We start from the raw sequence: 22,402 nt of genomic DNA, 5'->3' as shown, positions 1-22,402 counted from the left end.
GGGTATTTCGCGCAGGCGGGTCGAATTCCCCTTCGGAGGGAATTCGACCCCGACGGTACTGAGAGTAGCCAGCGGAGGACGCCCAGCCATGCCGTGCCACGGCTACAGCGGCAGCAGGTCGGGGCGCTTCGCCTCGACCAGGTCGCCGGAGGACTCGCCACGTAGGCGGCGGCCGACCCAGGGCAGCAGGTGCTCGCGGGCCCAGTGCAGGTTCTCCCGGCGCAGCTCGGCGGCGGTGTGCGCGGGCGTGGTCGGCCACGGGGCGTCCGGGTTGTCGGTGCTGAGGCCCAGGGCGCGACCGGCGAGCAGCGCGACGCGCTGGTGCCCCTCGGGGGAGAGGTGCAGCCGGTCCTCGCTCCAGGCCCGACGGTCGCGCATGGCGCGCAGCGCCCAGATGTCGGCGACCGCGAGGTCGTTGCGGTCAGCGATGGCGCGCAGATGGGCGTTGTAGGTGGCGATCTTGCCGCGCAGGTGCTTGAGGACGGGGGTGTCGCGGGTGTCGAAGCCGGTGCAGATGAGGATGGTCCCTGCCGTCTCCCGTAGTTGCACGACCGCCGCCTCGAAACGCTCGGCCACCTCGTCCGGGTCGCTGCCGGGGCGGAGGATGTCGTTCCCGCCTGCGGTGAAGCTGACCAGGTCCGGCTCCATCCGGCGGACCTCGGGCACCTGGTCGGCGACGATCTGCTCCAGCAGTCGGCCGCGCACGGCGAGGTTGGCGTAGCGGAAGTCGTAGGGCCCGCCGTCCGTCCGTGGCCGGCCTTCGGCCAGCAGCCGGGCCAGGCGGTCGGCCCAGCCGGTGAAGCCGCCGTGCGGATCGGGATCGTTGAGGCCCTCGGTGAAGCTGTCCCCGAGGGCGACGTATGACGCGAGGTCGTGAGTCTCTGTCTGCGCAACCATGGCCAAAATACTTCACCCGGTGAAGTGACCTACGCCACCGTAGGTAGCCCTTGACGGTCGTGACAAGGGCCACGCGAGGGGCGGGAATACAGCACCGGGACCGCTGTGGCGGCTGGTGCTCAGGAGATGAGAGGGGATGCGTGGCAATGCGGCGAAAGATGTGTTGGTAAGGGGCTTTCGTATAGATTCGCTGCTGTGAGGTTGCGGCAGGACGACCAGGCGGACCACCACGCCGCGTCCACGTCGCCGACCCGGTTCAACGAGGCGGCCCTGCTCCAGGCCCGGCTGTGGATGCGGCTGCTGCCGTCGCTCGGCGCGATGGTCTTCGTCTGCCTCGCCGACGTTTTCTCCGGAGTCGACACCTACCTGGCGTCGCTGATGTCCGTGGTCCCGCCGCTGGCGGCGCTCACGCTCTACCCGCTGGAACTGCTCGCGGTGAGCGGCCTCGGCATGGCGCTGCTGATCGGGCTCAGCCGCTATGACGGCCTCAACAAGCCGGACGACATCCGGCTCTACTACGGCACCTTGATCGCCTATGTCGCGCTCTCCGCAGCCAGCGTGGTGATCGCCCATCTGCGGATCGTCCGGACCCGCCACCTGGTGGCGGTCAGCACCGTGGCCGAGGCCGCCCAGCTGGCGCTGCTTCGCCCGCCGGGGCCGCTGGTCGGCGACATCAGGCTGGCCGCCCGCTATCTGTCCGCCGCCGACTCCGCCAAGATCGGCGGCGACCTCTACGGCGTGCTGGACACCCCGTTCGGGGTACGCGCGATCATCGGCGACGTGCGCGGCAAGGGCCTGGACGCCGTCCACACCGCTGCCGTGGTGCTCGGCGCGTTCCGCGAGGCCGCCTACGACGAGAGCGACCTCGTCGGGGTGGCTCGCAGGTTGGAGGCGAGTGTGGCGCGGCACGTCCCCTCCGGGGAGTTCACCACCGCACTGCTGGTCGGGTTCCGGGAGCCCGACGCCGTCGAACTGCTGCACTGCGGCCATGTTCCGCCGCTCCGGATCTCTCCGGACGGCTCGGCGGAACTCCTGGAGCCGCCGGACCCGTGGGTGCCGCTCGGGCTCGCCCATCTGGCGGACGGAGCGCCGACCGGCTGGTCCGTGCCGTTCGGGCACGGCGACGTGCTGGTGCTGTGCACGGACGGGGTGGTCGAGGCCCGCTACCAGGGGCAGGACGTGTTCTACCCGCTGGTGGCGCGGGCTCCCGCGCTGGTGGCGGGCAGCGGCACGGACCTGGACGCGGCCGTCGCCCGGGTCTACGCGGATCTGCTGCGGCACGCGGGCGGCGCGCTGCGCGACGACGCCGCACTGCTGTTGCTCGCCCGCGACACCGAGAGCGGGTCGAACGCGGAGCCGTCGGAGGACAGCTCCGCGCTCGACTGAGGCGGGGTCAGCGGTCGGCTTCGCTGGGAAGGCGGCCGCGGCTGCGGGTCAGCGGACCGGCAGGACCTGGGTGCCCTCCTCGCGCACGGCCTGGAGCTTGTTCGGGTTCAGGCCGAGCAGCGCCAGGATGGTGGGGGCGATCTGCGTGGTGTGCACCGTGACGCCGTCCCGCACCTGGCCGGGCGTGCCCGCGCCGGAGACGACCAGCGGCACGTTCAGGTCGTCGGCGTGCGCGCCACCGTGCTCGGCGATCTTCTTGGTGCCGCCGGTGTAGACGACGCCGTACTGGGCGATGCCGAAGAGGTCCGGCACGCGGGCGTCGCCCGGCTTGACGCCGAAGTAGTCGGCGGCAGCCTCGCCCGCGTAGACCTTGGAGAGGCCGCCGTGGGTGAACGCCTTGGGCTTGGCGTTGATGTCGGTGCCGGTGCCGCTCTGGGCGAGCAGGTAGCTCTTGGCGAACTCGGTGGCGGCCTTGGAGCGGTCATTCAGCCAGAGCAGCATGCCGTCGTCGTCCACGGCGTGGGCGACCAGGGCCGGGGCCGCCGGGTGCAGCTTCTTCCAGGCCGCGTTCAGGCCGTCGAGCAGCGGGCCGTCGTCGATCCGGCTGAGCGCGGCCGGGTCGGTCGGCGACTGGCCGTGCTTGGCGGAGAGGATCACCGTGGTGCTGCCCTCGATGTGCTGCTTGCGGATCTCCGCCGTCAGCGCGCCGATCTCCGCGTTCACGAAGTCGAGGTTCTTCTGCAGCAGCGGTCCGGGCACGTTCTTGGCGGAGTAGCCGCCGGCCAGGCCCTCGGAGGTGGGGAGCTTCTCCGCGGTGGACACCGACTGGAAGTTCAGGCCGAAGATCGCGGGGGTGCCGACCTTCTGGGCGCGGCTGTGGTCGTAGCCGTCGATCTCGTTGAGGACGGCCTGGACCTTGTAGTTGTCGTACTGCTCGGTCGCCTTGTTGTCGGTGGTCCAGTCGTTGCCGGCCGGGTAACCCAGGGCGTTGGAGTTGATCTCCGGGGCGAACAGGTCCTGGACGCCGGTCCCTGACGGGCCGCTCAGGATGTCGTAGGCCGCATGCTTGTCCGACCAGGCTGTGCGCAGCCCCGCCTGGCGGGCCACCTCGAAGATGGTGTTCACCTGCAGGTAGGAGTACGGGTACACCGGCTTGCAGGTCTTCGGGTCCACCGGGAGCTTCGTCGGGTCCAGCAGCTTCGTCGGGTTTCCGGTCATCGAGAGGATGCTGCCCGGCAGGTTCTTCAGGCCCTGGCCCGCGTCGATGGACAGCTTGTTGAGGTCCAGGTCCTCCGTGAGGTCCACCTCCACGCCGGGCTTGACGCCCTTGCAGTTGGTGGTGCCCGCCGGGAGCAGCGCCGCGTTGTAGGTGTCGTCGTAGTAGATGCCGGTGGTGCCGGGGCCGCCGCCGGTCGCCTGGGCGACCATGCCGGGGAAGCTGTCCGAGGGGGTGGTGGTCTTGGCGTTGGTGTACTCGACACCGCCGTGCACCAGTCGCGCGAGCGCCGACTGCGGGTTCTTGGCGACGTACCAGTTCAGGTCGGACTGGTGCAGGCCGTCGACGGAGATCAGCAGGACGTGCTTCGCGGCGGCGCCGGTGTGCTGCGCGGCGACAGGTGCCGCACTGGCCTGGGCGAGGATCGCCCCGCCGAGAAGTCCGGTGGTGCCGAGGATGGCGGCCAGTCGGAGGGAACGTCGGGTCACGGGGCTCTCCAGGTAACTCATGGTGCAGGCATGGTGGGGTGCTCGCGTCATGAGTAGTCGCTGAGAATGTACTGAAGGGATAAGAAAGATGAACGCACCGGGAAGGCCGCCTGCTCTTACTGGTTGCCTACCTTCGGGCGGCGGCGGATCCCTGATCGGGCCAGCGCCTATGCTGGCGCGATGTCAGCAGCCGTACCGATACCGTCGAGCCCGTCCCGCGGGGCCGCGCTGCGCGGCGCCTGGCTGGTCGGCACGCTCCTGCTCACCCTCGGCTCGCTGGTCGGCGCCGTGCTCCTGGCGCCGCCCCCCGGCAGCACCGCACCCGGGCCGGCGCTCGGCGGCCTGCTGTTCCTCGGCTCGTCCGTGCACGTCGCCACGACCGCCTGGTTCTACACCGTGCCCGAGGTGCGAGGGCATCTGCGCGAGAACCCCGGCCGGTACCTGCTGGCACCGCTCGCGCTGATCGCGGGGATGGCCCTGCTCGGAGCGCTGGTCCCGGTACGGCCCTTCGCGCTGCTCCTGCTGGCCTTCTTCGCCTGGCAGTTCTTCCACTTCCAGAAGCAGAACCTGGGCCTGGCGGCGCTCGCCTCCGCCGCGTACCGCTGCGGTCCGCTGCGCCCGGGAGAGCGCCTCGCCATCACCGCCACCGGCCTCGCCGGGACGGCCGGGCTGCTCAGCCACCCCGCGCTGCTGCAACTCACCGGCGCGCCACGGCTCGCGCCGCTCTTTCCGCTCGCAGCCGCGGCGTACGCGCTGGCCGCCGGGTACGGAGCGGTCCAACTGCTGCGCCGCCCGCGCACTTCCCGGCCGGCCGCGGTGGCCGGGGTCTATCTCACCTCGCTGGCGTTCTTCCTGCCGGTGTTCCTGTTCGACTCGCCGTACGCGGCTGTCGCCGGGCTGACCGCCGCCCACGGGTACCAGTACCTGCTCATCGTCGGTCTGGTCGCGGGCGGCGGCGAGTCGCCGCGGTTCGGGCGGCGCCAGGGCCGGCTGATCTCGCTGGCGGTGCTGGTGAACATCGGCCTGATCCTGGGGCTCGCCCTCAACCTCGCCTCGCACCTGCACACCGGCGCCGCCCCCGCCCGCGCGGTGTACGGCGCGTACCTGGGCGTGGTGATGTCGCACTTCGTGGTCGACGCCGGGCTGTGGCGGCTGCGGGAGGACTTCCCGCGCCGGTTCCTCGGCCGACGGCTGCCGTACCTGCTGGGGCGCAGCGGCTGACCGCCGGTCAGGTCACCCGCCGCCGCAGCCGCCGACAGCGGAGGCACTCGGAGCGAGGAACAGCACCGCGCCGACGGCCAGCCCGGCCAGCGCCAGCAGCGACGCGAGCACGACGACGACCGTGATCCGCCGCCGGCCCGGCCTGCCGTCCATCGGCGGCGCGGACGCGTCCGACGCCCCATCGACCAGCCATACGTCCTGCGTCATCGAGGCCACCCCCTGGTCAACCTGACTGCTGTAGTCCTGTGCTGTTGTGACGCGGCACGGCCCAGTCGGGTTCCAGCGGGCGAGGACGGCTTATGACCTCCCGTCAGTAGCGCTCCCCGGTGGGCGCGGGAAGTGCGTCGAGCCGGGCCAGATCCTCCGCCGTCAGCGTCAGACCAGCCGCACCCGCGTTGTCGGCGAGGTACTTCGGCGTCTTGGTGCCGGGGATCGGCACGACGTACCGGCCCTGCGCCAGCACCCAGGCCAGTGCGACCTGGGCCGGCGTCGCCCCGTGCCGCTCCGCGATCGCGCGCACCGCGTCCACCAGCGCCTGGTTGGCGGCGAGTGCCTCGGCCTGGAAGCGGGGGAGCGTACGACGCCAGTCGTCCGCCGGGAGGTCGTCCGTGGAGGCGATGCTCCCGGTGAGGAAGCCGCGCCCCAGCGGGGAGAACGGGAGGAAGGCGATGCCCTCGCTCTCGCAGTACGGCAGCACCTCCGTCAGCGGGTCGCGGGTCCACAGGGAGAGCTCCGACTGGACCGACGCCACCGGGTGCACCGACTGGGCGCGGCGGATCTCGTCCACGGACACCTCCGACAGACCGATCCGGCGGGCCTTCCCGGCGGTCACCGCCTCGGCGAGGGCACCCCAGGTCTCCTCGACCGGGACCTCGGGGTCGATCCGGTGCAGCTGGTACAGGTCGACGTGGTCCGTCCCGAGGCGGCGCAGGCTGGCGTCGATGGCCTGCCGCACGTACTCCGGGCGGCCGTTGCGCACCAGCTGCCCGCCCTGGGCAAGATTGCCGCCGTCGTACGTCAGCCCGACCTTGGTCGCCAGCACGACCTGCTCGCGCAGCCCGCCCGCGAGCGCCCGACCCACCAACTCCTCGTTGGTGAACGGGCCGTAGACGTCGGCGGTGTCGATGAGGGTGACCCCGAGGTCGACCGCCTGCCGGATGACGGCAACAGAGGTGTCGTCGTCGCGGCCGGCCGGGTCGTAGGCATGGGTCATGCCCATGCAGCCGAGTCCTACCGCCCCGACCTGCGGGCCACTGCTGCCGAGTGTGGTGGTACGCATCGTCGCTGCTCTCCTCGTGTGGCTGCGGGTTCCCTCCCTACCCTGCCGGTTGGAGTGCGCTCGAAGTCAAGCCGACACGGGTGCGGGGCCGAGCGTGGTCAGGAGTTGAGCGTGACGACGCGCCCGCGGCGTGGGAACAGGCGGTTGAGAAGGGCGGAGTAGGTCTCGTTGGCGTAGCCGAGGTCGTAGCTGGCGAAGGCGAGGCCGGCCGCTCGGGCGACCTGGGCCGCGGCATTGGCGCTGAAGGTCATGCCGGTGAGGGCGAGGAAGCGGTAGCCGTCCGCGTCGAGCAGCAGCAGCGTGGCGCCCCTGCTCTGGTAGGGGCGGGAGCCATGGCTGAGCCAGACCAGTTCGGCGGCGGGTCTCAGGCGCGGGTCGCTGGGGCCGCTCGGCGCGGGGCGGCCCGCGATCGGGATCGTGCTGGTGTGCCCCTTCGGGTCGCTGACGGCCAGTCGGCGGCCGTCCCAGTGGAGAGTGGAGCGTCCGGGCTTGCGACGGTTCTTGGCACGGGTCGAGCAGGCTGTGCGCGAGGGTTTGCCGCCGGGGTGCTCATAGACCGGCTTCGGTCGCCCGAAGGCGCCCCGGTCGGGGTCGAAACTGAGCGGATTCGCGAACGGGAACGCCTTGCCCGTCTCCTCGGCGGCGCGGGCTACCCGGACGCTCCGGCGGAGCGGCTCGGGCCAGAGCCGCCAGACGAGCGGGTCGAGCAGGGGCGGCACCGGCGAGGCGAACAGCAGGAGCACGGCGCAGAGGGAGGCGGTGCGGGCGGTGGGGTCGTGCCGCTGCCAGGTGAAGTAGCGGTCGGCGACGAGCCCCAGTGTCGCGCCGAGCAGCAACACGGTGCCGGCCCGCAGGAAGACCTTGCGGTGCAGCTCGCGGATGCGCAGCGGGTCGGGCAGGCCCTCCTCGGGGGCCCGCCACACCCGCAGCGTGGCGGCGAGGACGAAGAAGACGCCGCTGGAGTCGTGCCACAGCTTGGACAGCGGGCCGCTGTCGGGTGTCCCGGTGCGGTGCGCGAGGAGCACGACGCCGGGGACGCCGACCAGGACCTGCAGCAGCCACCAGCGGTAGCGGCGCCAGCGGCGCTCGCATCCGGCCGCGAGCACGCTCCAGGTGTTACTCATCCGGCTCCCCCTCGGGCGATGGTGCAGAGGAGAGTATGCGCCCTGGGCGGGACCCCGGTCAGGGTGGGGGACAGGGCGGGCGGAATGGCTGCCACCATGAATAGTTGATGTAGTCAAGTTCTCTGGGTATCATTGCGGCCATGAGTAGTCCCACCCCGCCCACCACCACTGCGACCGTTCCGACGAAGGCACACCTGATCGAGGAGTTCGCGGCGATCGGGGCTGCCTACTACCAGGACTTCGCCGCTGTCGCCGCGCGTCACGGTCTGACGTCCGTCCAGGCGAAGGCGCTCGCGGTGCTGGTGCGCAAGCCGTTGCCGATGCGCGGGCTCGCGGAGCAGCTGGTGTGCGACGCCTCCAACGTGACCGGTCTGGTGGACCGGCTGGAGCTGCGCGGGCTGGTGCGGCGCGAGGTCAGCGCGACCGACCGGCGGATCAAGACCGTCGTCGCCACGGAGACCGGCCGGGCTGCGATCAGCGCCGTGCGCGACGACATGCAGACGACACACGAGGCGCTGGACCTGCTCAGCCCGGACGAGCGCGTCGTGCTGCACGAACTGCTGACGCGACTGCGGCCGGTGCTGGAGCAGCGCTAGCCGCCGAGCGACTCGATCGCCCGCAGGATGCGCTGCTCGGACACCGGGTAGGGCGTGCCGAGCGGCTGGGCCCACAGGCTCACCCGGAGCTCCTCGATCATCCAGCGGATCTGCACCGTGCCCTCCTCGTCCCTGCGCTCGGGGGGAAGGGCGGCGAGCAGGTCCGCGTACGCGTCCTGCATGCGGATGATCGCGACGGTACGGTCGCGGTCGCGGTTCGGGTCCTCGGGGAGCTTGACCAGTCGGCGTTCGATCGCTTTGAGGTAGCGGAGCAGGTCCGGCAGGCGGCGGTGGGTGGTGTCGCTCACGAAGCCCGGGTGGATCAGTTCGGCGAGCTGGGCGCGGATGTCCGTGATGCCGGTGAGCATGGCCAGGCTGTTGCCGATGGTCTTGAGCCGCTCGACGATCCGGTGGTTCACGGCGAGGACGTTCGCGGTCTTCACGACGGTGTCGGCGGTGACGTCGTAGAGGTCGGCGCGGACGGTATCGCGGAGGCGGGTGTAGGACTCCTCGTCCCAGGCCGGCCCGCCCGCGTCGGCGATCAGCTTGTCGGCGGCGGCCGCGAGGCAGTCGGCGAAGAGCGCCTCGGTGCTGCCGTGCGGGCTGGCGGCGAGAGCCAGTTTGGCACCGTTGCCGAGGCGGGACTGGATCGAGTTGACGGGTGAGCTGACGCCCAGGAGCAGCAGGCGCCTGGTGCCGGCGAGCATCGCGCGCTGCTGGGCGCGGGGCGTGTCCAGGAGGCGGACGGAGACGGAGTCGCCGTCGTCGACCAGGGCGGGGTAGCCCTTGACGGTCTGCGATCCGCGCTTCTGCGCGAAGGCGTGCGGGAGTTCGCCGATCGTCCAGTCGGTGAGGCCGCGCTTCTCCAGTCCGCCCGCCGCTTCGGCGATGGCGGCCTGGGTGCGGGCCTTCAGGTCGAGCTTGAGGCCCTCCAGGTCCTTCGACTCGCCGAGCTTCCGGTTCTTCTCGTCCACGACCCGGAAGGTGATCCGGAGGTGGTCGGGCACGGCGTCGTAGTTCCAGCTGTCCCTCGGCACGGGGATGCCGCGCAGGTGGTGCAGCTGCCATTCGAGCAGTTCGACCAGCGGCTTGTCCTCGGTCGACGCGGTCGCCGGGTCGCGGTCGCCCAGACCGTGCATCAGCCGCTTGGCGAAGTCGGGGGCCGGGACGAAGTTGCGGCGCAGTGCCTTGGGCAGCGAGCGGATCAGCGCGGTGACCAGGTCCTCGCGCAGGCCCGGGATCTGCCAGTCGAAGCCGGTCGGCCGCACCTGGTTGAGCAGGGTGAGCGGGATGTGGACGGTCACGCCGTCCGCCTCCGCGCCGGGCTCGAACTGGTAGGTGAGCGGGAGCGCCAGGTCGCCCTGGTGCCACACGGAGGGGTAGTCGCGTTCGGTGACGTTGGCTGCGTTGTCGTTGACCAGCAGCTCGGGGGTGAAGGTGAGCAGGTCCGGGCGGGTGCGGTGGGTCTTCTTCCACCAGCTGTCGAAGTGTGCGCCGGAGACCACGTCGGAGGCGATCCGCTGGTCGTAGAAGTCGAACAGGGTCTCCTCGTCAACCAGGATGTCGCGGCGGCGGGCCCGGTTCTCCAGCTCCTCGACCTCGTCCAGGAGCTTGCGGTTGTCATGGAAGAAGCGGTGGTGGGTCCGCCACTCGCCTTCGACCAGGGCGCGCCGGATGAACAGCTCGCGGGACAGCTCCGGGTCGATCGAGCCGTAGCCGACCTTGCGCTGGGCGACGAGCGTGACGCCGTACAGGGTCACCCGCTCGAAGGCGACGACCTGGCCGCGGTCCTTCTCCCAGTGCGGCTCGCTGTAGCTGCGTTTGAGCAGGTGCTGGGCCTGTTCCTCGATCCACTCGGGCTCGACCTTGGCGGCGATGCGGGCCCACAGTCGGGAGGTCTCGACCAGCTCGGCCGCGATGACCCAGCGGGGAGTCTTCCTGAAGAGGGCGGAACCGGGGAAGATCGCGAACTTGGCGCTTCGGGCGCCGAAGTACTCCTGCTTCTCGGCGTCCTTGAGGCCGATGTGGGAGAGCAGTCCGGCCAGGAGCGAGCGGTGCACCGCGTCGCCGTCGACCTCGTCGGCGGGGTGGCCGACGGCGATGTCGAGGGACTTGGCGACCTGGCGCAGCTGCGCGTCGATGTCCTGCCACTCGCGTATCCGCAGGTAGTTGAGGAACTCCGACTTGCACATCCGGCGGAACTGGCTGGAGGAGAGCTCCTTCTGCCGGTCCTTCAGATAGCGCCAGAGGTTGAGGTAGGTCAGGAAATCCGAGGTCGGATCGGTGAACCGGGCGTGCAACTGGTCGGCGTGGGCGCGCTTCTCGACCGGGCGCTCGCGCGGGTCCTGGATGGACAGCGCGGCGGTGATGACCATCACCTCGCGGACCACGCCGTGGCGTTCGGCCTCCAGGACCATGCGGGCCAGGCGGGGGTCGACGGGCAGCGCGGAGAGCTTGCGGCCGAGCGGGGTGAGGCGGTTCTGCTTGGTGCCGGTGTCCAGCGCGCCGAGCTCCTGGAGCAGGTCGACGCCGTCCTTGACGTTGCGGCGGTCCGGCGGCTCCAGGAAGGGGAAGGCGGCGATGTCGCCCAGCCCGGCGGCGGTCATCTGCAGAATGACCGAGGCCAGGTTGGTGCGCAGGATCTCCGGGTCGGTGAACTCGGGGCGGCAGACGAAGTCCTCCTCCGAGTACAGCCGGATGCAGATGCCGTCGGAGGTGCGGCCGCAGCGACCCTTGCGCTGGTTGGCGCTGGCCTGCGAGACCGCCTCGATGGGCAGCCGCTGCACCTTGGTGCGGTGGCTGTAGCGGGAGATCCTGGCCGTGCCGGGGTCGATGACGTAGCGGATGCCGGGAACGGTGAGCGAGGTCTCGGCGACGTTGGTGGCCAGGACGATGCGGCGGCCGCTGTGGGACTGGAAAACGCGGTGCTGCTCGGCGGAGGAGAGCCGGGCGTAGAGCGGGATCACCTCGGTGAACCTGAGGTTCAGCTTGTCGAGGGCGTCCGCCGTGTCGCGGATCTCGCGCTCGCCGGAGAGGAAGACCAGGATGTCGCCCTGGCCCTCGCGGCTGAGCTCGTCCACGGCGTCGCAGATGGCCTGGACCTGGTCGCGGTCGCGGTCGATGCCGTCCGCGCCGCCGTCCTCGCCGTCCTCGTCGCCCTCCTCGATGATCGGGCGGTAGCGGACCTCGACCGGGAAGGTGCGTCCGGAGACCTCGATGATCGGGGCGGCCGCGCCGGTGCCGGGGTCGGCGAAGTGCTCGGCGAAGCGCTCCGGGTCGATGGTCGCGGAGGTGATGACGAGCTTGAGGTCAGGGCGCTTGGGGAGGAGTTGCTTGAGGTAGCCGAGGATGAAGTCGATGTTCAGGCTGCGCTCGTGGGCCTCGTCGATGATCAGCGTGTCGTACTGGCGCAGCAGCCGGTCGTTCTGGATCTCGGCGAGCAGGATGCCGTCGGTCATCACCTTGACGGCGGTGTCCGGGCCGACCTGGTCGGTGAAGCGGACCTTCCAGCCCACGGTCGAGCCGAGTTCGGTCTGCAGTTCCTCCGCGACGCGCTCGGCGACGGTGCGGGCGGCGATCCGGCGGGGCTGGGTGTGGCCGATCAGGCCGCGTACGCCGCGGCCGAGTTCCAGGCAGATCTTGGGGATCTGGGTCGTCTTGCCGGAGCCGGTCTCACCGGCGATGATCACGACCTGGTTCTCGCGGATCGCTTCCAGGATGTCCTCGCGGCGGGCGCTGACCGGGAGCGACTCCGGGTAGGTGGGGGTCGGGATCGACGCTCGGCGGTCGGCGAGGCGCAGCTCGGCGGCGTCGATCTCGGCGGCGACGGCGGCCTGGGCGCGCTCGCGCTTCTCGGGTTCGCGGAACTTGCGCAGACCCTCCAGGCGGCGGCCCAGACGTTCCTCGTCGCGGAGGGAGAGCGCGGGCAGCCTGGCGACGAGATCGCCGAGGGCACCGCCGGGACGACCAGCGGGGCCGTCAGCGGGACCAGTTGCGGAACCAGCTTCAGAGCCGCTTGCCGGGCCACCGTTGGGCCTACCCGCGGTGCCTGCGGGCGCGCGCGTACCCTCGCTCCGGCGTCCGCCGCCGCGCGAGCGCCCACCGCGCGGGCGGCGCGCGGGCGCGGCACCGTTGGATGCCGGTGCGGCAGGGGTCTCGGTGGCGTCCGAGGTCTCCGACGGACGGGGGGAGAAGGGGGCGACTGCGGAGGAGTCGACGGCGGCTGAGCTCTGCGGGGTACCCATTGCACTGCCCAGCCTACGCAAGCCGCCCCCTCACCTGTCGACTCGATATCTGTCGACTCGATATCGGACTAGGCCGTCGACGTCCTCGCTGTCGAGGCCGGAACGGGTGAAGCCGCTCCGGATCAGCACGCGCTGGGACGGGGAGTTGTCCTGAGCGGTCACCGCCCGGACCGTGCGGACGGCGGGGTGGGTGAACGCGTATCCCACCAGCGCGCGGACCGCCTCCGTGGCGAAGCCGAGGCCACGGGCGTCCGGAACCAGGTCGTAGCCGATCTCGACGCTGCCGTCGCCGCCCGGCGGCCCATGGAAGCCGGTGCTGCCGACGGCGACGGCGTCAGCGCGGCGGACCAGGACGTACAGCCCCCACGGCGGCCGGTGCCAGCCGACCTCGGCCGCCCGGGCGACGATCCCGGCCAGCCCGCGCGTGCCGTCCCCCGGCCCTCCCCCGAGCCACAACCACCCGCCGCCCTGTCCGTACGCGAGCTCCCACGCGGCCCCAGGGTCGACCGGACTGAGCAGCAGACGTTCGGTGGTGATCACACCTGGCAGTATCCCGCCGACCGCACCGGTCAGTCGTCGGTGCCGTCCTCGTCGTCGGGATCGAGGTCGTCGGCGCCGCCCTTGGCCTCGAGGTAGCTGGTCGCGACGTGGGTGTCCAGCGGGAAGTGCACGGGCGTGTCGCCGAAGACCAGTCGCCGGGCCTCGTCCCCGGCATCGGCGACGGCCTCCCGTACGGCGTCGGCGAGCTGTGCCGGGGTGTGCACGATCACCTCATCGTGCTGGAAGAAGACCAGGCGGGGCCGGTCGCCGGGAACCGCCACCGGGAGCACCGCGAGCCGCCGCCGCAGGCCGGCGATCAGGGCCAGCGCCCAGTCGGCGGCGCTTGCCTGGATCACGAAGTTGCGGGTGAAGCGGCCACGCGAGCGGGTGTCCCGACCAGCGCTGTCGTCGGTGCCGTACTCGTCGGACACGCCTGCGGCTCCCTCGGTGAGGTCCAGCCAGCGCGCGGACGGCGGTGGGCAGACCCGCCCCAGTTGCGAGCGCACCACGCCGCCCGCCTCTCCGGTCCTGGCCGCCGCCTCCACCAGGCCCATCGCCTGCGGGAACCGCCGCCGGAGCACCGCCACCAGCTGCCCGGTCTCGCCGCTGGTCTGCCCGTACATCGCGCCCAGCAGGCCGAGTTTGGCGCGGGCCCGGTCGCCGCCGAAGGCATCGGCTGCCAGGCCCGCGTACAGGTCGCCCTTCGCGCCCGCGCGGATCATGCCGGGGTCGCCGGACATCGCCGCGAGCACCCGCGGTTCCAACTGGCCCGCGTCCGCGACCACCAGCCGCCAACCCGGGTCGGCGACCACCGCGGCCCGCAGGATGCGCGGGATCTGCAGTGCTCCGCCGCCCCGGCTCGCCCAGCGTCCCGAGACCACCCCGCCGACCACGTACTCCGGACGGAAGCGTCCGTCGCGGGCCCAGGCCTCGCGCCAGGCCCAGCCGTGTGCCGCGTGGATCCGCGACAGCTCCTTGTACCGCAGCAGCAGCGGCGCGGCCGGGTGGTCGACCTCGCGCAGCAGCCAGTTGCGGGTCGAGGTCAGGCTGACGCCCTGTTCGGCGAAGGCGCGCAGTACCTGCCCGGGGGAGTCCGGGTTGAGCGACTTTCCGCCGAGGGCCTGCTGCAGATCGACGGCGAGTGCGGCCAGCTTCGGGGGCTGGGCGCCGCCGCGCGGTCGCGGGCCGAGCAGGTCGGTCAGCAGGGTGTCGTGGACCTCGGCGCTCCACGGCAGGCCGTCGTACGCCATCTCCGCGGCCACCAGGCCGCCCGCGGACTCCGCCGCGCACAGCAGCCTGGTTCTCGCCGGCTCGGCGGTCGCGGCGATCCGGCGCTGCTGTTCGGCGTGCACGGCGACCAGCGCGCGGAGGGGGTCGGTGCCGGGTGGCAGCCGGCTGCGGTCGGGGGCGAACAGGGTGTCCTGGTCGCTGTCCGCCGCGGCGTGGCCCTCCGGCAGGTCGGCCGGGACCGGCAGATCGTTCAGCCGGGCCCAGGCGGCGCCGAGCGAACGCGGCTGGCCGTAGCGGTCCTCCTGACCGAGCAGCAGTGGCTCGACCAGTTTGACGTCGTGGCAGCGGGCGAGGCGGCCGTCGGGGAGCGCCGGGAGCAGCCTCGGATACACCTCGTCCGTCGCGGCCCAGACCCAGCGGGGGGCCTCGGCCGCCTCGCGTTCGGCCAGCGCCGCCGCGAGGTCGCGGACCCCCACGGGCTCGCCCAGCGGCGTGCCGTCCTCGGCCAGCGGCTGCAGCCGCCCGCCAAGGCCGTCCTGGTCCGCCGCCACCGCGATCCGCGCCGCCACCTGCGCTCCTGTCCGTTCGTTCGGCTCTCCGGCCGTGCAAGTGCCCGTGCCGTGCCCGTGCTGCGGAACGTATCACCGGGCGCCGACACCGCTCGGTGCGAACGCGGTGTCGGCGTCGGATGGTGCCGCTCTGCCAGCGGGGGCGAACGCGAGGTCGATCCGAGCGACACCCGCGCCAAGCGACTGCGCGTCACCGCGGCCCGGTGCGGTCATGGCCGCGCGTGCGATCGCCGCCGTCGAGGACGTCGACGCGCAGTTCTTCCAGCCGGTATCCCTCGACGACGCTGTCGCGCTGCTCGGCCACCCGGCCCAGCCCGCACCGTGAGATTCACTGACGCGCGGTCAGGCGACCTGCTGTCACCGTCGGGCAGCTGTCACTGTCGCTGTCACCATTGGCCAGCTGTCACCATCAGCCAGCTGTCACCGTCCGCGTCGCCATACGAAGGCCGCCGACACCGGGATGTTGCGATGCTTCTCCCAACCGGGCTTCACCGCGACCCAGTGGTCGTCCACGACGCCCTCGCGCATCTCGACGAGTTCCCACCCCGCCTGCAGGCCGGAGGTGATGTTCTCGCTGAGCAGGTGCACATGGGTGCTGATGGCGACATGGTCCCCGTCCGCGGTGGTGAAGTGCGTCGGCATCCCTGTGGCGAGGATGAACTGCGGGTGGAACGACACCTGGACGTAGAGCCCGCCCGGTGCGGCCAGTCGCCGGGCCTCCGCGTAGAGGGGTCCGAGGTCGGGCAGGTGCTCGTCCACCAACGAGGAGATCACCAGGTCGTATCCGCCCGTCGGCAGCCCGGTGTCCCGGACGTCCGCCGTGACCAGGCGGTCGTGGACGCCCTTGGCGCGGGCGACGGCGAGCATCTCCGGGGTGAGGTCGACGCCGTCGATCGCCGGGACGCCGTTCCGGCGGAGCCAGACCCCGGTGCGGCCGGTCCCGCAGCCGAGGTCGGCGGCGCGGTTGACGGTGTGCCAGGACGGCACGGTCAGGTCGTCGAGCAGAGCGAGGTCCATGATGTCCTCGACAGTCTCCTCGTAGGTGTCCACCCACTGGCCATAGCCGGTGGCGACGTCCACCATCGGATAGCCGCGCCTGTCCACGTCCGCGAAATCAACCATGCCGCCGATTCTCGCCGGACGGTCGGGGCGCTCGCGAAGGGTTTTCGCGAGGGTCGGAAAGGCTCTAGTGGTCGAGGCGCACCGGCATCAGCAGCGAGAAGGTGTCCTCACGATCGGGAAGGCGGACGGCCAGGGGGGCGATCGGGCTACCCAGTTCCAGGACCAGTCGGTCCCGGGCTGCGGCGGACAGCGCGTCGAGCAGGAACTCCCGGTTCACCCCGACGTGGTCCGTACGGTCGTGCTCACCGTCCCGAGAGGCGACGGCGAGGGCACCGTCCGGCGTGACGACCAGGACGGAGACGTCAGCGCTCTCGCTGTCCCGCCGGCGCAGCTCCTTGCTGAGCGCGGCGACGTCCACGGGGAAGCGGCGGCCTGCGGGCAGGCGGGTGAGTCGGCGGTAGTCGGGGAAGTCGTGGACCAGGTAGGCCCCGGCGGCCTGGCTGCCGTCGACCTCCAGGGTGATCCGGTCAGAGTCCACGGTCAGCGTCACCGGATGATCGCCGATAGTGGTGCCATTGCCACTGGTGCCGTCGCCACTGGTGCCGTCGCCGTTGAGCGGTGCGCGCATCGCGTCCGCCAGGGCGGTCGGCACGATGACCCGCTTCGACACGAGACTGCCGCCCGGGCGGACCGTCGCCCGGGACACGGCGAGGCGGTAGCGGTCGGTCGCGACCAGTCGTAGCGCGTTCCCCGCGGCCTCCTCAGCGTCGATGTCGAAGAGCACTCCGGCCAGCATGGGCAGCTCGGGATCGGAGCTGACCGCGAAGCGGACGGCATCCAGCGCGGCGGCCAGTTCGGATGCTGCCAGGGACAGGCGCAGCGCGGTCGGTCGGGTGTCGTTCATGGGGTTCTCCCTCAGCGCGAGCAGTTCTCGGACCGTGGAGAGTTCGCGGCGTGCGTTGTCCAGGCCGTTCTCGAGACGCAGCAGATGGGCGTCCAGCAGCTTCCGCACCAGGGTGGTGTCGTCACTGGACCAGCCGGCGAGCACGAGCCGGATGTCCGCCAGCGGCATACCGACCCGGCGCAGAAGGGACAGCAGTCGGGCTTCCCCGCGCTGCTCCTGGCTGTACCAGCGGTAGCCGCTGGTCGGATCGACCCACACCGGGACGAGGACCCCGGCGCCGTCGTAGAACCGCAGGGCGCTGACTGTCAGTCCGCTGTCTCGGGCCATCTCACCGATGCTGTGCATCTCGCTCTCCACGCCCTGGACTCTGGAGCCTCGACCAGGTTGAGGGTCAAGCGACAACACCGGCGGCCGCCTCAGCGCGTGGGGGTCAGGCCGAGACCAGCGCCGATGGCGGGCGCTCTGCGGATGATCACGTAGCCGCGCGGGGCGGTCAGCCGCAGCCAGGCCGGGTGGCGGTGCAGGGCCACGGTGTCGGCCTGTTGCAGCAGGCCGACCAGATGGGCGGCGTGGAGTGCGCGCAGGGTGAGCCCGCTCGGGTGGACCTGCCGGGACCAGATGGCCTCGGCCAGGGCGTCGGGGTCCTCGCTCTCGCGTCGGAACTCGGTGACGGCTGCCTGCACGGCTGCGCTGAGCGGTCCGGTGGGCAGGTCGGCGACGTGTTCCCAGGACGTGCGCGGCGGGAGCAGGCCGGCCCAGGCCGGCCCGGTGATCGGCGGCGGAAGCCGCAGCTCCGCGCCGGCGTCCTCAGGTTCGATCGCGTCCAGCAGTTGACCCGCCGAGACGGTGCGGTCCAGCGGTTCGGGCGGGGGTTCGGTCCGGGCCAGCAGCGCGGTCCGGATGACCAGCGGTCCGCTCTCCCCGAGAGGCAGCCGCGCGAATACCGCCAGCGCCTCGTCCGCCGTGCGCAACCGGACCGCTGCGGCCTTGTCGTAGCGGAGCAGCCGGGTGAGGAAGGTGCCCAGCCCCGCCGCGTCCCGGGTGTCGGCGAGGTGCAGGGCGGTCGCGGCGGTCACGCGGCTACCGCTGCCGTTTCCAGGTAGTCGGCGAGGAAGGTGCGCTCGCCGACGGTCAGCCGGCGCGGGCGGGCTGCCGCCAGGTCGTAGGGGACCACGATCGTGGAGGCCCGGACGTAGACCGTGTCCGTGTCCTTGATCTCGTACGCCACGGTGAAGGAGGCGTTGCCGAGGCGGGTCAGCCAGGTCTCGATGGTGATCGGCTCCGGTCGGTAGACCAGCGGCCGGAGGTAGTCGATCTCGTGCCGGGCCACGACGGAACCCTCGGAGAACGCCTTCTCGCCGACCTCGCCCGCGTTGGTGAAGGTGAAGTCGATCCGTGCCTCCTCCAGGTAGCGCAGAAAGACCACGTTGTTGACGTGTCCGAACGCGTCCATGTCGGACCAGCGCAGCGGGCAGGCGTATATGTGGCGAGGCACGGGGATCTCCGTTGGGCCGGTTACCGGGGCGGGCTCGCCCACGTCGTCGTGGCAAGCCTGCCCCGGCGGTGTTGCGGGCAGGTGTCGCGCGGGTCATCCGCGCATAAGCGCTGAGCGGAGGCGGCTCAGCTCAGCCGCGGGTGAGCTTCTTGTAGGTGGCGCGGTGCGGACGGGCCGCGTCGGCCCCGAGGCGCTCGATCTTGTTCGCCTCGTAGGACTCGAAGTTGCCCTCGAACCAGTACCACTTGGAGTCGCCCTCGTAGGCGAGGATGTGCGTGGCGACGCGGTCCAGGAACCACCGGTCGTGGGAGATGACCACAGCGCAGCCGGGGAACTCCAGCAGCGCGTTCTCCAGCGAGCCGAGGGTCTCGACGTCCAGGTCGTTGGTGGGCTCGTCGAGGAGCAGCAGGTTGCCGCCCTCCTTGAGGGTGAGCGCCAGGTTGAGGCGGTTGCGCTCGCCACCGGAGAGGATGCCCGCGGGCTTCTGCTGGTCCGGGCCCTTGAAACCGAAGGCCGAGACGTAGGCCCGCGACGGCATCTCGACCTGGCCGACGTTGATGTAGTCCAGCTCGTCGGAGACGACGGCCCACAGCGTCTTCTTGGGGTCGATGTTGGCGCGGCTCTGGTCGACGTACGACACCTTGACGGTGTCACCGATCCGTACCTTGCCGGAGTCGGGCTGCTCCATGCCCAGCAGCATCTTGAACAGCGTGGTCTTTCCGGCGCCGTTGGGGCCGATGATGCCGACGATGCCGTTGCGGGGGAGGGTGAAACTCAGGTCCTCGATCAGGACCTTGTCACCGAAGGACTTGGAGAGCTTGTCCACCTCGACCACGATGTTGCCGAGACGCGGGCCCGGCGGGATCTGGATCTCCTCGAAGTCCAGCTTCCGCATCTTGTCGGCCTCAGCCGCCATCTCCTCGTAGCGGGCGAGACGGGCCTTGGACTTGACCTGACGGCCCTTGGCGTTGGAGCGGACCCACTCCAGCTCCTCCTTGAGGCGCTTGGCGCGCTTCGCGTCCTTCTGGCCCTCGACCTTGAGCCGGGTCGCCTTGCTCTCCAGGTAGGTGGAGTAGTTGCCCTCGTAGGCAAGGGCCCGACCGCGGTCCAGCTCCAGGATCCACTGCGCGACGTTGTCCAGGAAGTACCGGTCGTGGGTGACGGCGACGACGGTGCCGGCGTACTTGGCCAGGTGCTGCTCCAGCCACTGGACCGACTCGGCGTCCAGGTGGTTGGTGGGCTCGTCGAGCAGCAGCAGGTCGGGGGCTTCGAGCAGCAGCTTGCACAGGGCGACGCGGCGCTTCTCACCGCCGGAGAGGGTGGTGACCTGCCAGTCGCCGGGAGGGCAGCCGAGGGCGTCCATGGCCTGCTCGAGCTGGGCGTCGAGGTCCCAGGCGTTGGCGTGGTCGAGCTCGTCCTGGAGCTTGCCCATCTCGTCGAGGAGCGCGTCCGAATAGTCGGTCGCCATCAGCTCGGCGATCTCGTTGAAGCGGTTGAGCTTGGCCTTGATCTCCTTGACGCCGTCCTCGACGTTCTCCAGGACGGTCTTGCTCTCGTCCAGCGGCGGCTCCTGCAGGAGCATGCCGACGCTGTAACCGGGAGAGAGGAAGGCCTCGCCGTTGGAGGGCTGCTCCAGACCGGCCATGATCTTCAGCACGGTGGACTTGCCCGCGCCGTTGGGGCCCACGACGCCGATCTTCGCCCCCGGCAGGAAGCTCAGCGTCACGTCGTCAAGGATGACCTTGTCGCCGTGAGCCTTCCGGGTCTTGCGCATGGTGTAGATGTACTCAGCCAAGGTGAACCGTCCGGCGTCGATGGGTGTGGTTACAGCCTTCCATTGTGCCGCACCGCGCGTGCAGTCCCGTACGCCGTTGAGGCGTGGGCGGCGGAGCCGCGCCTCACCGCACCCGCTCCGCGGTCGGCGCGGCGACGGCGCCGCTGTCGGCGCCCCCGTTCTCGCCTGCGCCCGTGCCTCCGTCTCCGCGACGCCCGGCCGGAGCCCCGGCCAGCACGGGCACCACAGGTTCGCCGGCGTCGACAGCTCGGACAGATGCAGGTGAGGACCCCGGAGCTGCTGCCTGGGTCGGCATCTCCACCTGTGTCTCCGCTTTCGCGGTGACCATGAGCGCGGTGCCGCCGGCCTGGTTGTCGGCGCCCTGGTTGCCGACGGAACGGGGCACGGCCCTGGCCACGAGCTCCGGGCGCCCCCGCACCGCGCGGCGGAAGGCCGAGGTGCCTCGGGAGAGATCGTGCCCGATCGCCGTGGCCTCGATCTCCGCCGCCACGCCGACGGCCCGTCCCTCGCCGTTGTCCCACTCCCGCACCCGCATCCGGCCGGTCACCAGCAGCGGATCACCGCGACCGACCGAGCTCAGCACGTTCTCGGCCAGCCAGCGCCAGGACCACACGGTGAAGAAGCTGGTGTCACCGTCCACCCAGATCTGCCGCTGCCGGTCGAACCGCCGGTCAGTCGCCGCCAGCCGGAAGCTGGCCACGGGCACACCGCCCACCGTCGTTGCGTACTTCACCTCGGAGACCACATGACCAACCAGGGTCACCATCGTGCCGTTCATCTCGCCGTCCCCGTTCCCGCCCGTGCCCGGGCCGAGCGCTACTGGTGTCTGGCACGAGCCTGCACGAGGACGACGGCACTCCGAGGCGCTGAACGGCCACCTGTGGACAAACCCGGCCCTGTGGACAACTCCGCCACCCGATCGGGTGTAGTTCCCCGCCGAGGGGTTACCCGGCCAGCGCGATGCGGCCGGGGATCCGCAAGCTGGCACTCCCGCGGGCACACCGCACGGCCGAATCCATAACGGCTGAGGCAGCAGCGCCGTAACGAGTGAACAACAGCCCGCCTTCCAGGCGGCCGCACCGCTGCGCCCACGGACCCTACCTGCGATTATCAGACCGCTCCTCCGGGGGATTCGGCCTACACCACCTCCATCGGCGCACCCGGTACAGGGCCCTGCCGCGCTTATCCTGTCCCTCGACAGGAGCAGTCCCGGCACGACCAGGCACCCTGTCCCGCCCCCATAGCTCAGCGGATAGAGCAGGTGCCTTCTAAGCACTTGGCCGCAGGTTCGAGTCCTGCTGGGGGCACCTTTAGCGCATGCCTCTACCCCGCCTGGCGGTGCGGCATTTTCGCAGGTCAGCACCGGTAGGCGGGGTTTCGGCGGGGACGCGGTCGACGTCTCATCTCTTTGGCATGACCACGACTATATCCGACTGTCTCCGGATGCCGCCGGGTGCTTGCGACGAATACGCGACGAAGTTCTTCGCGGGTCTCAACCGCCTGTAGGTACTGCCATCGGGGGTCTCCGCCTCGATCCGTTCATCCAGGTCGGCCACCTTGCAGTGAACCGAGTCCGCGGAGACGGATCGGAGACCCGCCGCCGTCGAGGGTGGCAGCGCGAGCTGGGTTTCCGCGCCCGGGTGGCCAGGAGGCCATCAGGGGCCGGGGTAGGTGTAGGTTCCCAAGGCGTTCCTGCACAGGGAGCCGGACGCTGTGCAGAGCTGCGGTTCGCTGAAGCCGACCACTGGCCCGGGGAAGACGGGGCCGCCGCCGAAGTAGTACTCGGCGATGGTGTACACGACGCCGTTCGCGGCCTTGGCGGTCCGCTGGTGCAGCGGCCCCAGATGCCCTGGGATGCCGTCCTTCAGGGTGAGGGGCCCGTTCGAGCCGGCTACGATCGCGAACCAGTCCAGCCCGCGCTGGTCGTCGCCGCCGACGTTCCTGGGACCGAACATGTTCTGCCCGCCGCCGCGCGCCATCGCCGGTACCGCGGTGCACATGACCGTCGAGCTGGGCGCAGGGTCCTTCGCGGTGGGATAGATCGACGCCACGCAGACGCTGCCGCTGTCCGGCATCCACGCGAAGTCCGCATAGCCGCCACCGGGTGCGTCGAGAACCATCACATCGGCGGGTCTCGGGCGCGGGTTCCCGTTCCCTGGGTCGAGTGACCGCATCTGGTCGAGGACCCAGTGGTCCTGCGGCGGGTTGGACCCCACCGGCGTTACCGGGTACCGGCGGGCCGGGTCGGCAGCCGGACTCTGCTTACGGCGTGGTGTGCGGTAGCCAGTGGTCGTAGTCTCGGCTGATCGGGAGTCGAGCCCGTGGATGGTGGCCAACGGCCGCGGGGGGTATTTGT

The 22,402-nt window shown here is 71.1% G+C and carries 18 protein-coding genes and 1 tRNA gene; 4 read left to right on the top strand and 15 right to left on the bottom strand.

Annotation, left to right across the window (positions count from 1 at the left end; all coding sequences use genetic code 11):
- Positions 1 to 102: 102 nt before the first annotated feature.
- Entirely contained in the window at positions 103 to 897 is a 795-nt protein-coding gene (locus ABIA33_RS33270) for an SGNH/GDSL hydrolase family protein (RefSeq protein ID WP_370086966.1), read from the bottom strand.
- A 195-nt stretch (positions 898 to 1,092) separates the two neighbouring features.
- On the opposite strand from ABIA33_RS33270, the gene ABIA33_RS33265 reads away from it, so the two are divergent.
- Complete coding sequence (locus tag ABIA33_RS33265) at positions 1,093 to 2,283, top strand: PP2C family protein-serine/threonine phosphatase (protein ID WP_370086964.1); 1,191 nt, start codon at positions 1,093 to 1,095, stop codon at positions 2,281 to 2,283.
- Between the two features lie 48 nt (positions 2,284 to 2,331).
- Here the strand turns inward: ABIA33_RS33265 and ABIA33_RS33260 are convergent, their stop codons facing one another.
- Entirely contained in the window at positions 2,332 to 3,987 is a 1,656-nt protein-coding gene (locus ABIA33_RS33260; RefSeq protein WP_370086962.1) for an alkaline phosphatase family protein, read from the bottom strand.
- Between the two features lie 180 nt (positions 3,988 to 4,167).
- Here ABIA33_RS33260 and ABIA33_RS33255 point away from each other — a divergent pair, with 180 nt between their 5' ends.
- Complete coding sequence (locus ABIA33_RS33255; protein ID WP_370086959.1) at positions 4,168 to 5,208, top strand: hypothetical protein; 1,041 nt, start codon at positions 4,168 to 4,170, stop codon at positions 5,206 to 5,208.
- A gap of 12 nt (positions 5,209 to 5,220) precedes the next feature.
- Here the strand turns inward: ABIA33_RS33255 and ABIA33_RS33250 are convergent, their stop codons facing one another.
- From ABIA33_RS33250 to ABIA33_RS33240, 3 genes are all read right to left on the bottom strand, one after another.
- Positions 5,221 to 5,415 carry a hypothetical protein gene (locus ABIA33_RS33250; protein ID WP_370086957.1) on the bottom strand — a complete coding sequence of 65 codons (195 nt, stop codon included), beginning with the start codon at positions 5,413 to 5,415 and terminating at the stop codon, positions 5,221 to 5,223.
- A gap of 103 nt (positions 5,416 to 5,518) precedes the next feature.
- Positions 5,519 to 6,487 (bottom strand): aldo/keto reductase, encoded by a 969-nt coding sequence (locus tag ABIA33_RS33245; RefSeq protein WP_370086954.1) that lies wholly within the window; start codon positions 6,485 to 6,487, stop codon positions 5,519 to 5,521.
- A 98-nt stretch (positions 6,488 to 6,585) separates the two neighbouring features.
- Positions 6,586 to 7,611 (bottom strand): hypothetical protein, encoded by a 1,026-nt coding sequence (locus ABIA33_RS33240; RefSeq protein WP_370086952.1) that lies wholly within the window; start codon positions 7,609 to 7,611, stop codon positions 6,586 to 6,588.
- A 140-nt stretch (positions 7,612 to 7,751) separates the two neighbouring features.
- On the opposite strand from ABIA33_RS33240, the gene ABIA33_RS33235 reads away from it, so the two are divergent.
- Positions 7,752 to 8,207 carry a MarR family winged helix-turn-helix transcriptional regulator gene (locus tag ABIA33_RS33235; RefSeq protein ID WP_370086950.1) on the top strand — a complete coding sequence of 152 codons (456 nt, stop codon included), beginning with the start codon at positions 7,752 to 7,754 and terminating at the stop codon, positions 8,205 to 8,207.
- Here ABIA33_RS33235 and hrpA read toward each other — a convergent pair.
- The 9 genes from hrpA to ABIA33_RS33190 all read right to left on the bottom strand — a co-directional run bounded on the left by hrpA (position 8,204) and on the right by ABIA33_RS33190 (position 20,824).
- The gene (gene hrpA / locus ABIA33_RS33230; protein ID WP_370086948.1) at positions 8,204 to 12,451 is read right to left on the bottom strand and encodes an ATP-dependent RNA helicase HrpA; all 4,248 of its coding nucleotides are present in this window, start codon (positions 12,449 to 12,451) and stop codon (positions 8,204 to 8,206) included. The genes ABIA33_RS33235 and hrpA overlap by 4 nt on opposite strands.
- A 30-nt stretch (positions 12,452 to 12,481) precedes the next feature.
- Complete coding sequence (locus ABIA33_RS33225) at positions 12,482 to 12,991, bottom strand: GNAT family N-acetyltransferase (protein WP_370086946.1); 510 nt, start codon at positions 12,989 to 12,991, stop codon at positions 12,482 to 12,484.
- A 29-nt stretch (positions 12,992 to 13,020) separates the two neighbouring features.
- Positions 13,021 to 14,790 (bottom strand): bifunctional 3'-5' exonuclease/DNA polymerase, encoded by a 1,770-nt coding sequence (locus ABIA33_RS33220; RefSeq protein ID WP_370086944.1) that lies wholly within the window; start codon positions 14,788 to 14,790, stop codon positions 13,021 to 13,023.
- Positions 14,791 to 15,210: 420 nt separating this feature from the next.
- A complete protein-coding gene (locus ABIA33_RS33215; RefSeq protein WP_370086942.1) occupies positions 15,211 to 15,912 on the bottom strand; it encodes a class I SAM-dependent methyltransferase in 702 nt (233 codons plus the stop codon).
- A gap of 64 nt (positions 15,913 to 15,976) precedes the next feature.
- Positions 15,977 to 17,101, bottom strand: coding sequence for a MerR family transcriptional regulator (locus tag ABIA33_RS33210; RefSeq protein ID WP_370086940.1), 1,125 nt, complete (start codon positions 17,099 to 17,101; stop codon positions 15,977 to 15,979).
- Between the two features lie 71 nt (positions 17,102 to 17,172).
- The gene (locus ABIA33_RS33205; protein WP_370086938.1) at positions 17,173 to 17,832 is read right to left on the bottom strand and encodes a hypothetical protein; all 660 of its coding nucleotides are present in this window, start codon (positions 17,830 to 17,832) and stop codon (positions 17,173 to 17,175) included.
- Positions 17,829 to 18,251, bottom strand: a complete 423-nt coding sequence (locus ABIA33_RS33200) for an acyl-CoA thioesterase (RefSeq protein WP_370086936.1) — start codon at positions 18,249 to 18,251, stop codon at positions 17,829 to 17,831. Before ABIA33_RS33200 ends, ABIA33_RS33205 begins: the two co-directional genes overlap by 4 nt.
- Positions 18,252 to 18,381: 130 nt before the next feature.
- Positions 18,382 to 20,046, bottom strand: coding sequence for an energy-dependent translational throttle protein EttA (ettA, locus tag ABIA33_RS33195; protein WP_370086934.1), 1,665 nt, complete (start codon positions 20,044 to 20,046; stop codon positions 18,382 to 18,384).
- Positions 20,047 to 20,149: 103 nt separating this feature from the next.
- Positions 20,150 to 20,824 (bottom strand): single-stranded DNA-binding protein, encoded by a 675-nt coding sequence (locus tag ABIA33_RS33190; protein WP_370086932.1) that lies wholly within the window; start codon positions 20,822 to 20,824, stop codon positions 20,150 to 20,152.
- 456 nt (positions 20,825 to 21,280) lie between these two features.
- Here ABIA33_RS33190 and ABIA33_RS33185 point away from each other — a divergent pair.
- Positions 21,281 to 21,353 (top strand) — tRNA-Arg (locus ABIA33_RS33185).
- 348 nt (positions 21,354 to 21,701) lie between these two features.
- Here the strand turns inward: ABIA33_RS33185 and ABIA33_RS33180 are convergent.
- On the bottom strand, positions 21,702 to 22,402 hold a 701-nt coding region (locus ABIA33_RS33180), incomplete at its 5' end, for a hypothetical protein (RefSeq protein WP_370086930.1).

Source organism: Streptacidiphilus sp. MAP12-16 (genome assembly GCF_041262165.1).
In the GTDB taxonomy this organism is placed as follows: Bacteria; Actinomycetota; Actinomycetes; order Streptomycetales; family Streptomycetaceae; genus Streptacidiphilus.
The sequence above is the reverse complement of the archived record's forward strand: the minus strand, read 5'-3'. Positions and strand labels throughout refer to the sequence as shown.

What these genes read in the sequence shown, in the direction of transcription:
- ABIA33_RS33270 (WP_370086966.1), bottom strand. Translation starts at nt 897, where the DNA reads ATGGTTGCGCAGACAGAGACTCACGACCTCGCGTCATACGTCGCCCTC.
- ABIA33_RS33255 (WP_370086959.1), top strand. Translation starts at nt 4,168, where the DNA reads ATGTCAGCAGCCGTACCGATACCGTCGAGCCCGTCCCGCGGGGCCGCG.
- ABIA33_RS33250 (WP_370086957.1), bottom strand. Translation starts at nt 5,415, where the DNA reads ATGACGCAGGACGTATGGCTGGTCGATGGGGCGTCGGACGCGTCCGCG.
- ABIA33_RS33245 (WP_370086954.1), bottom strand. Translation starts at nt 6,487, where the DNA reads ATGCGTACCACCACACTCGGCAGCAGTGGCCCGCAGGTCGGGGCGGTA.
- ABIA33_RS33240 (WP_370086952.1), bottom strand. Translation starts at nt 7,611, where the DNA reads ATGAGTAACACCTGGAGCGTGCTCGCGGCCGGATGCGAGCGCCGCTGG.
- ABIA33_RS33235 (WP_370086950.1), top strand. Translation starts at nt 7,752, where the DNA reads ATGAGTAGTCCCACCCCGCCCACCACCACTGCGACCGTTCCGACGAAG.
- hrpA (WP_370086948.1), bottom strand. Translation starts at nt 12,451, where the DNA reads ATGGGTACCCCGCAGAGCTCAGCCGCCGTCGACTCCTCCGCAGTCGCC.
- ABIA33_RS33215 (WP_370086942.1), bottom strand. Translation starts at nt 15,912, where the DNA reads ATGGTTGATTTCGCGGACGTGGACAGGCGCGGCTATCCGATGGTGGAC.
- ABIA33_RS33210 (WP_370086940.1), bottom strand. Translation starts at nt 17,101, where the DNA reads ATGCACAGCATCGGTGAGATGGCCCGAGACAGCGGACTGACAGTCAGC.
- ABIA33_RS33190 (WP_370086932.1), bottom strand. Translation starts at nt 20,824, where the DNA reads ATGAACGGCACGATGGTGACCCTGGTTGGTCATGTGGTCTCCGAGGTG.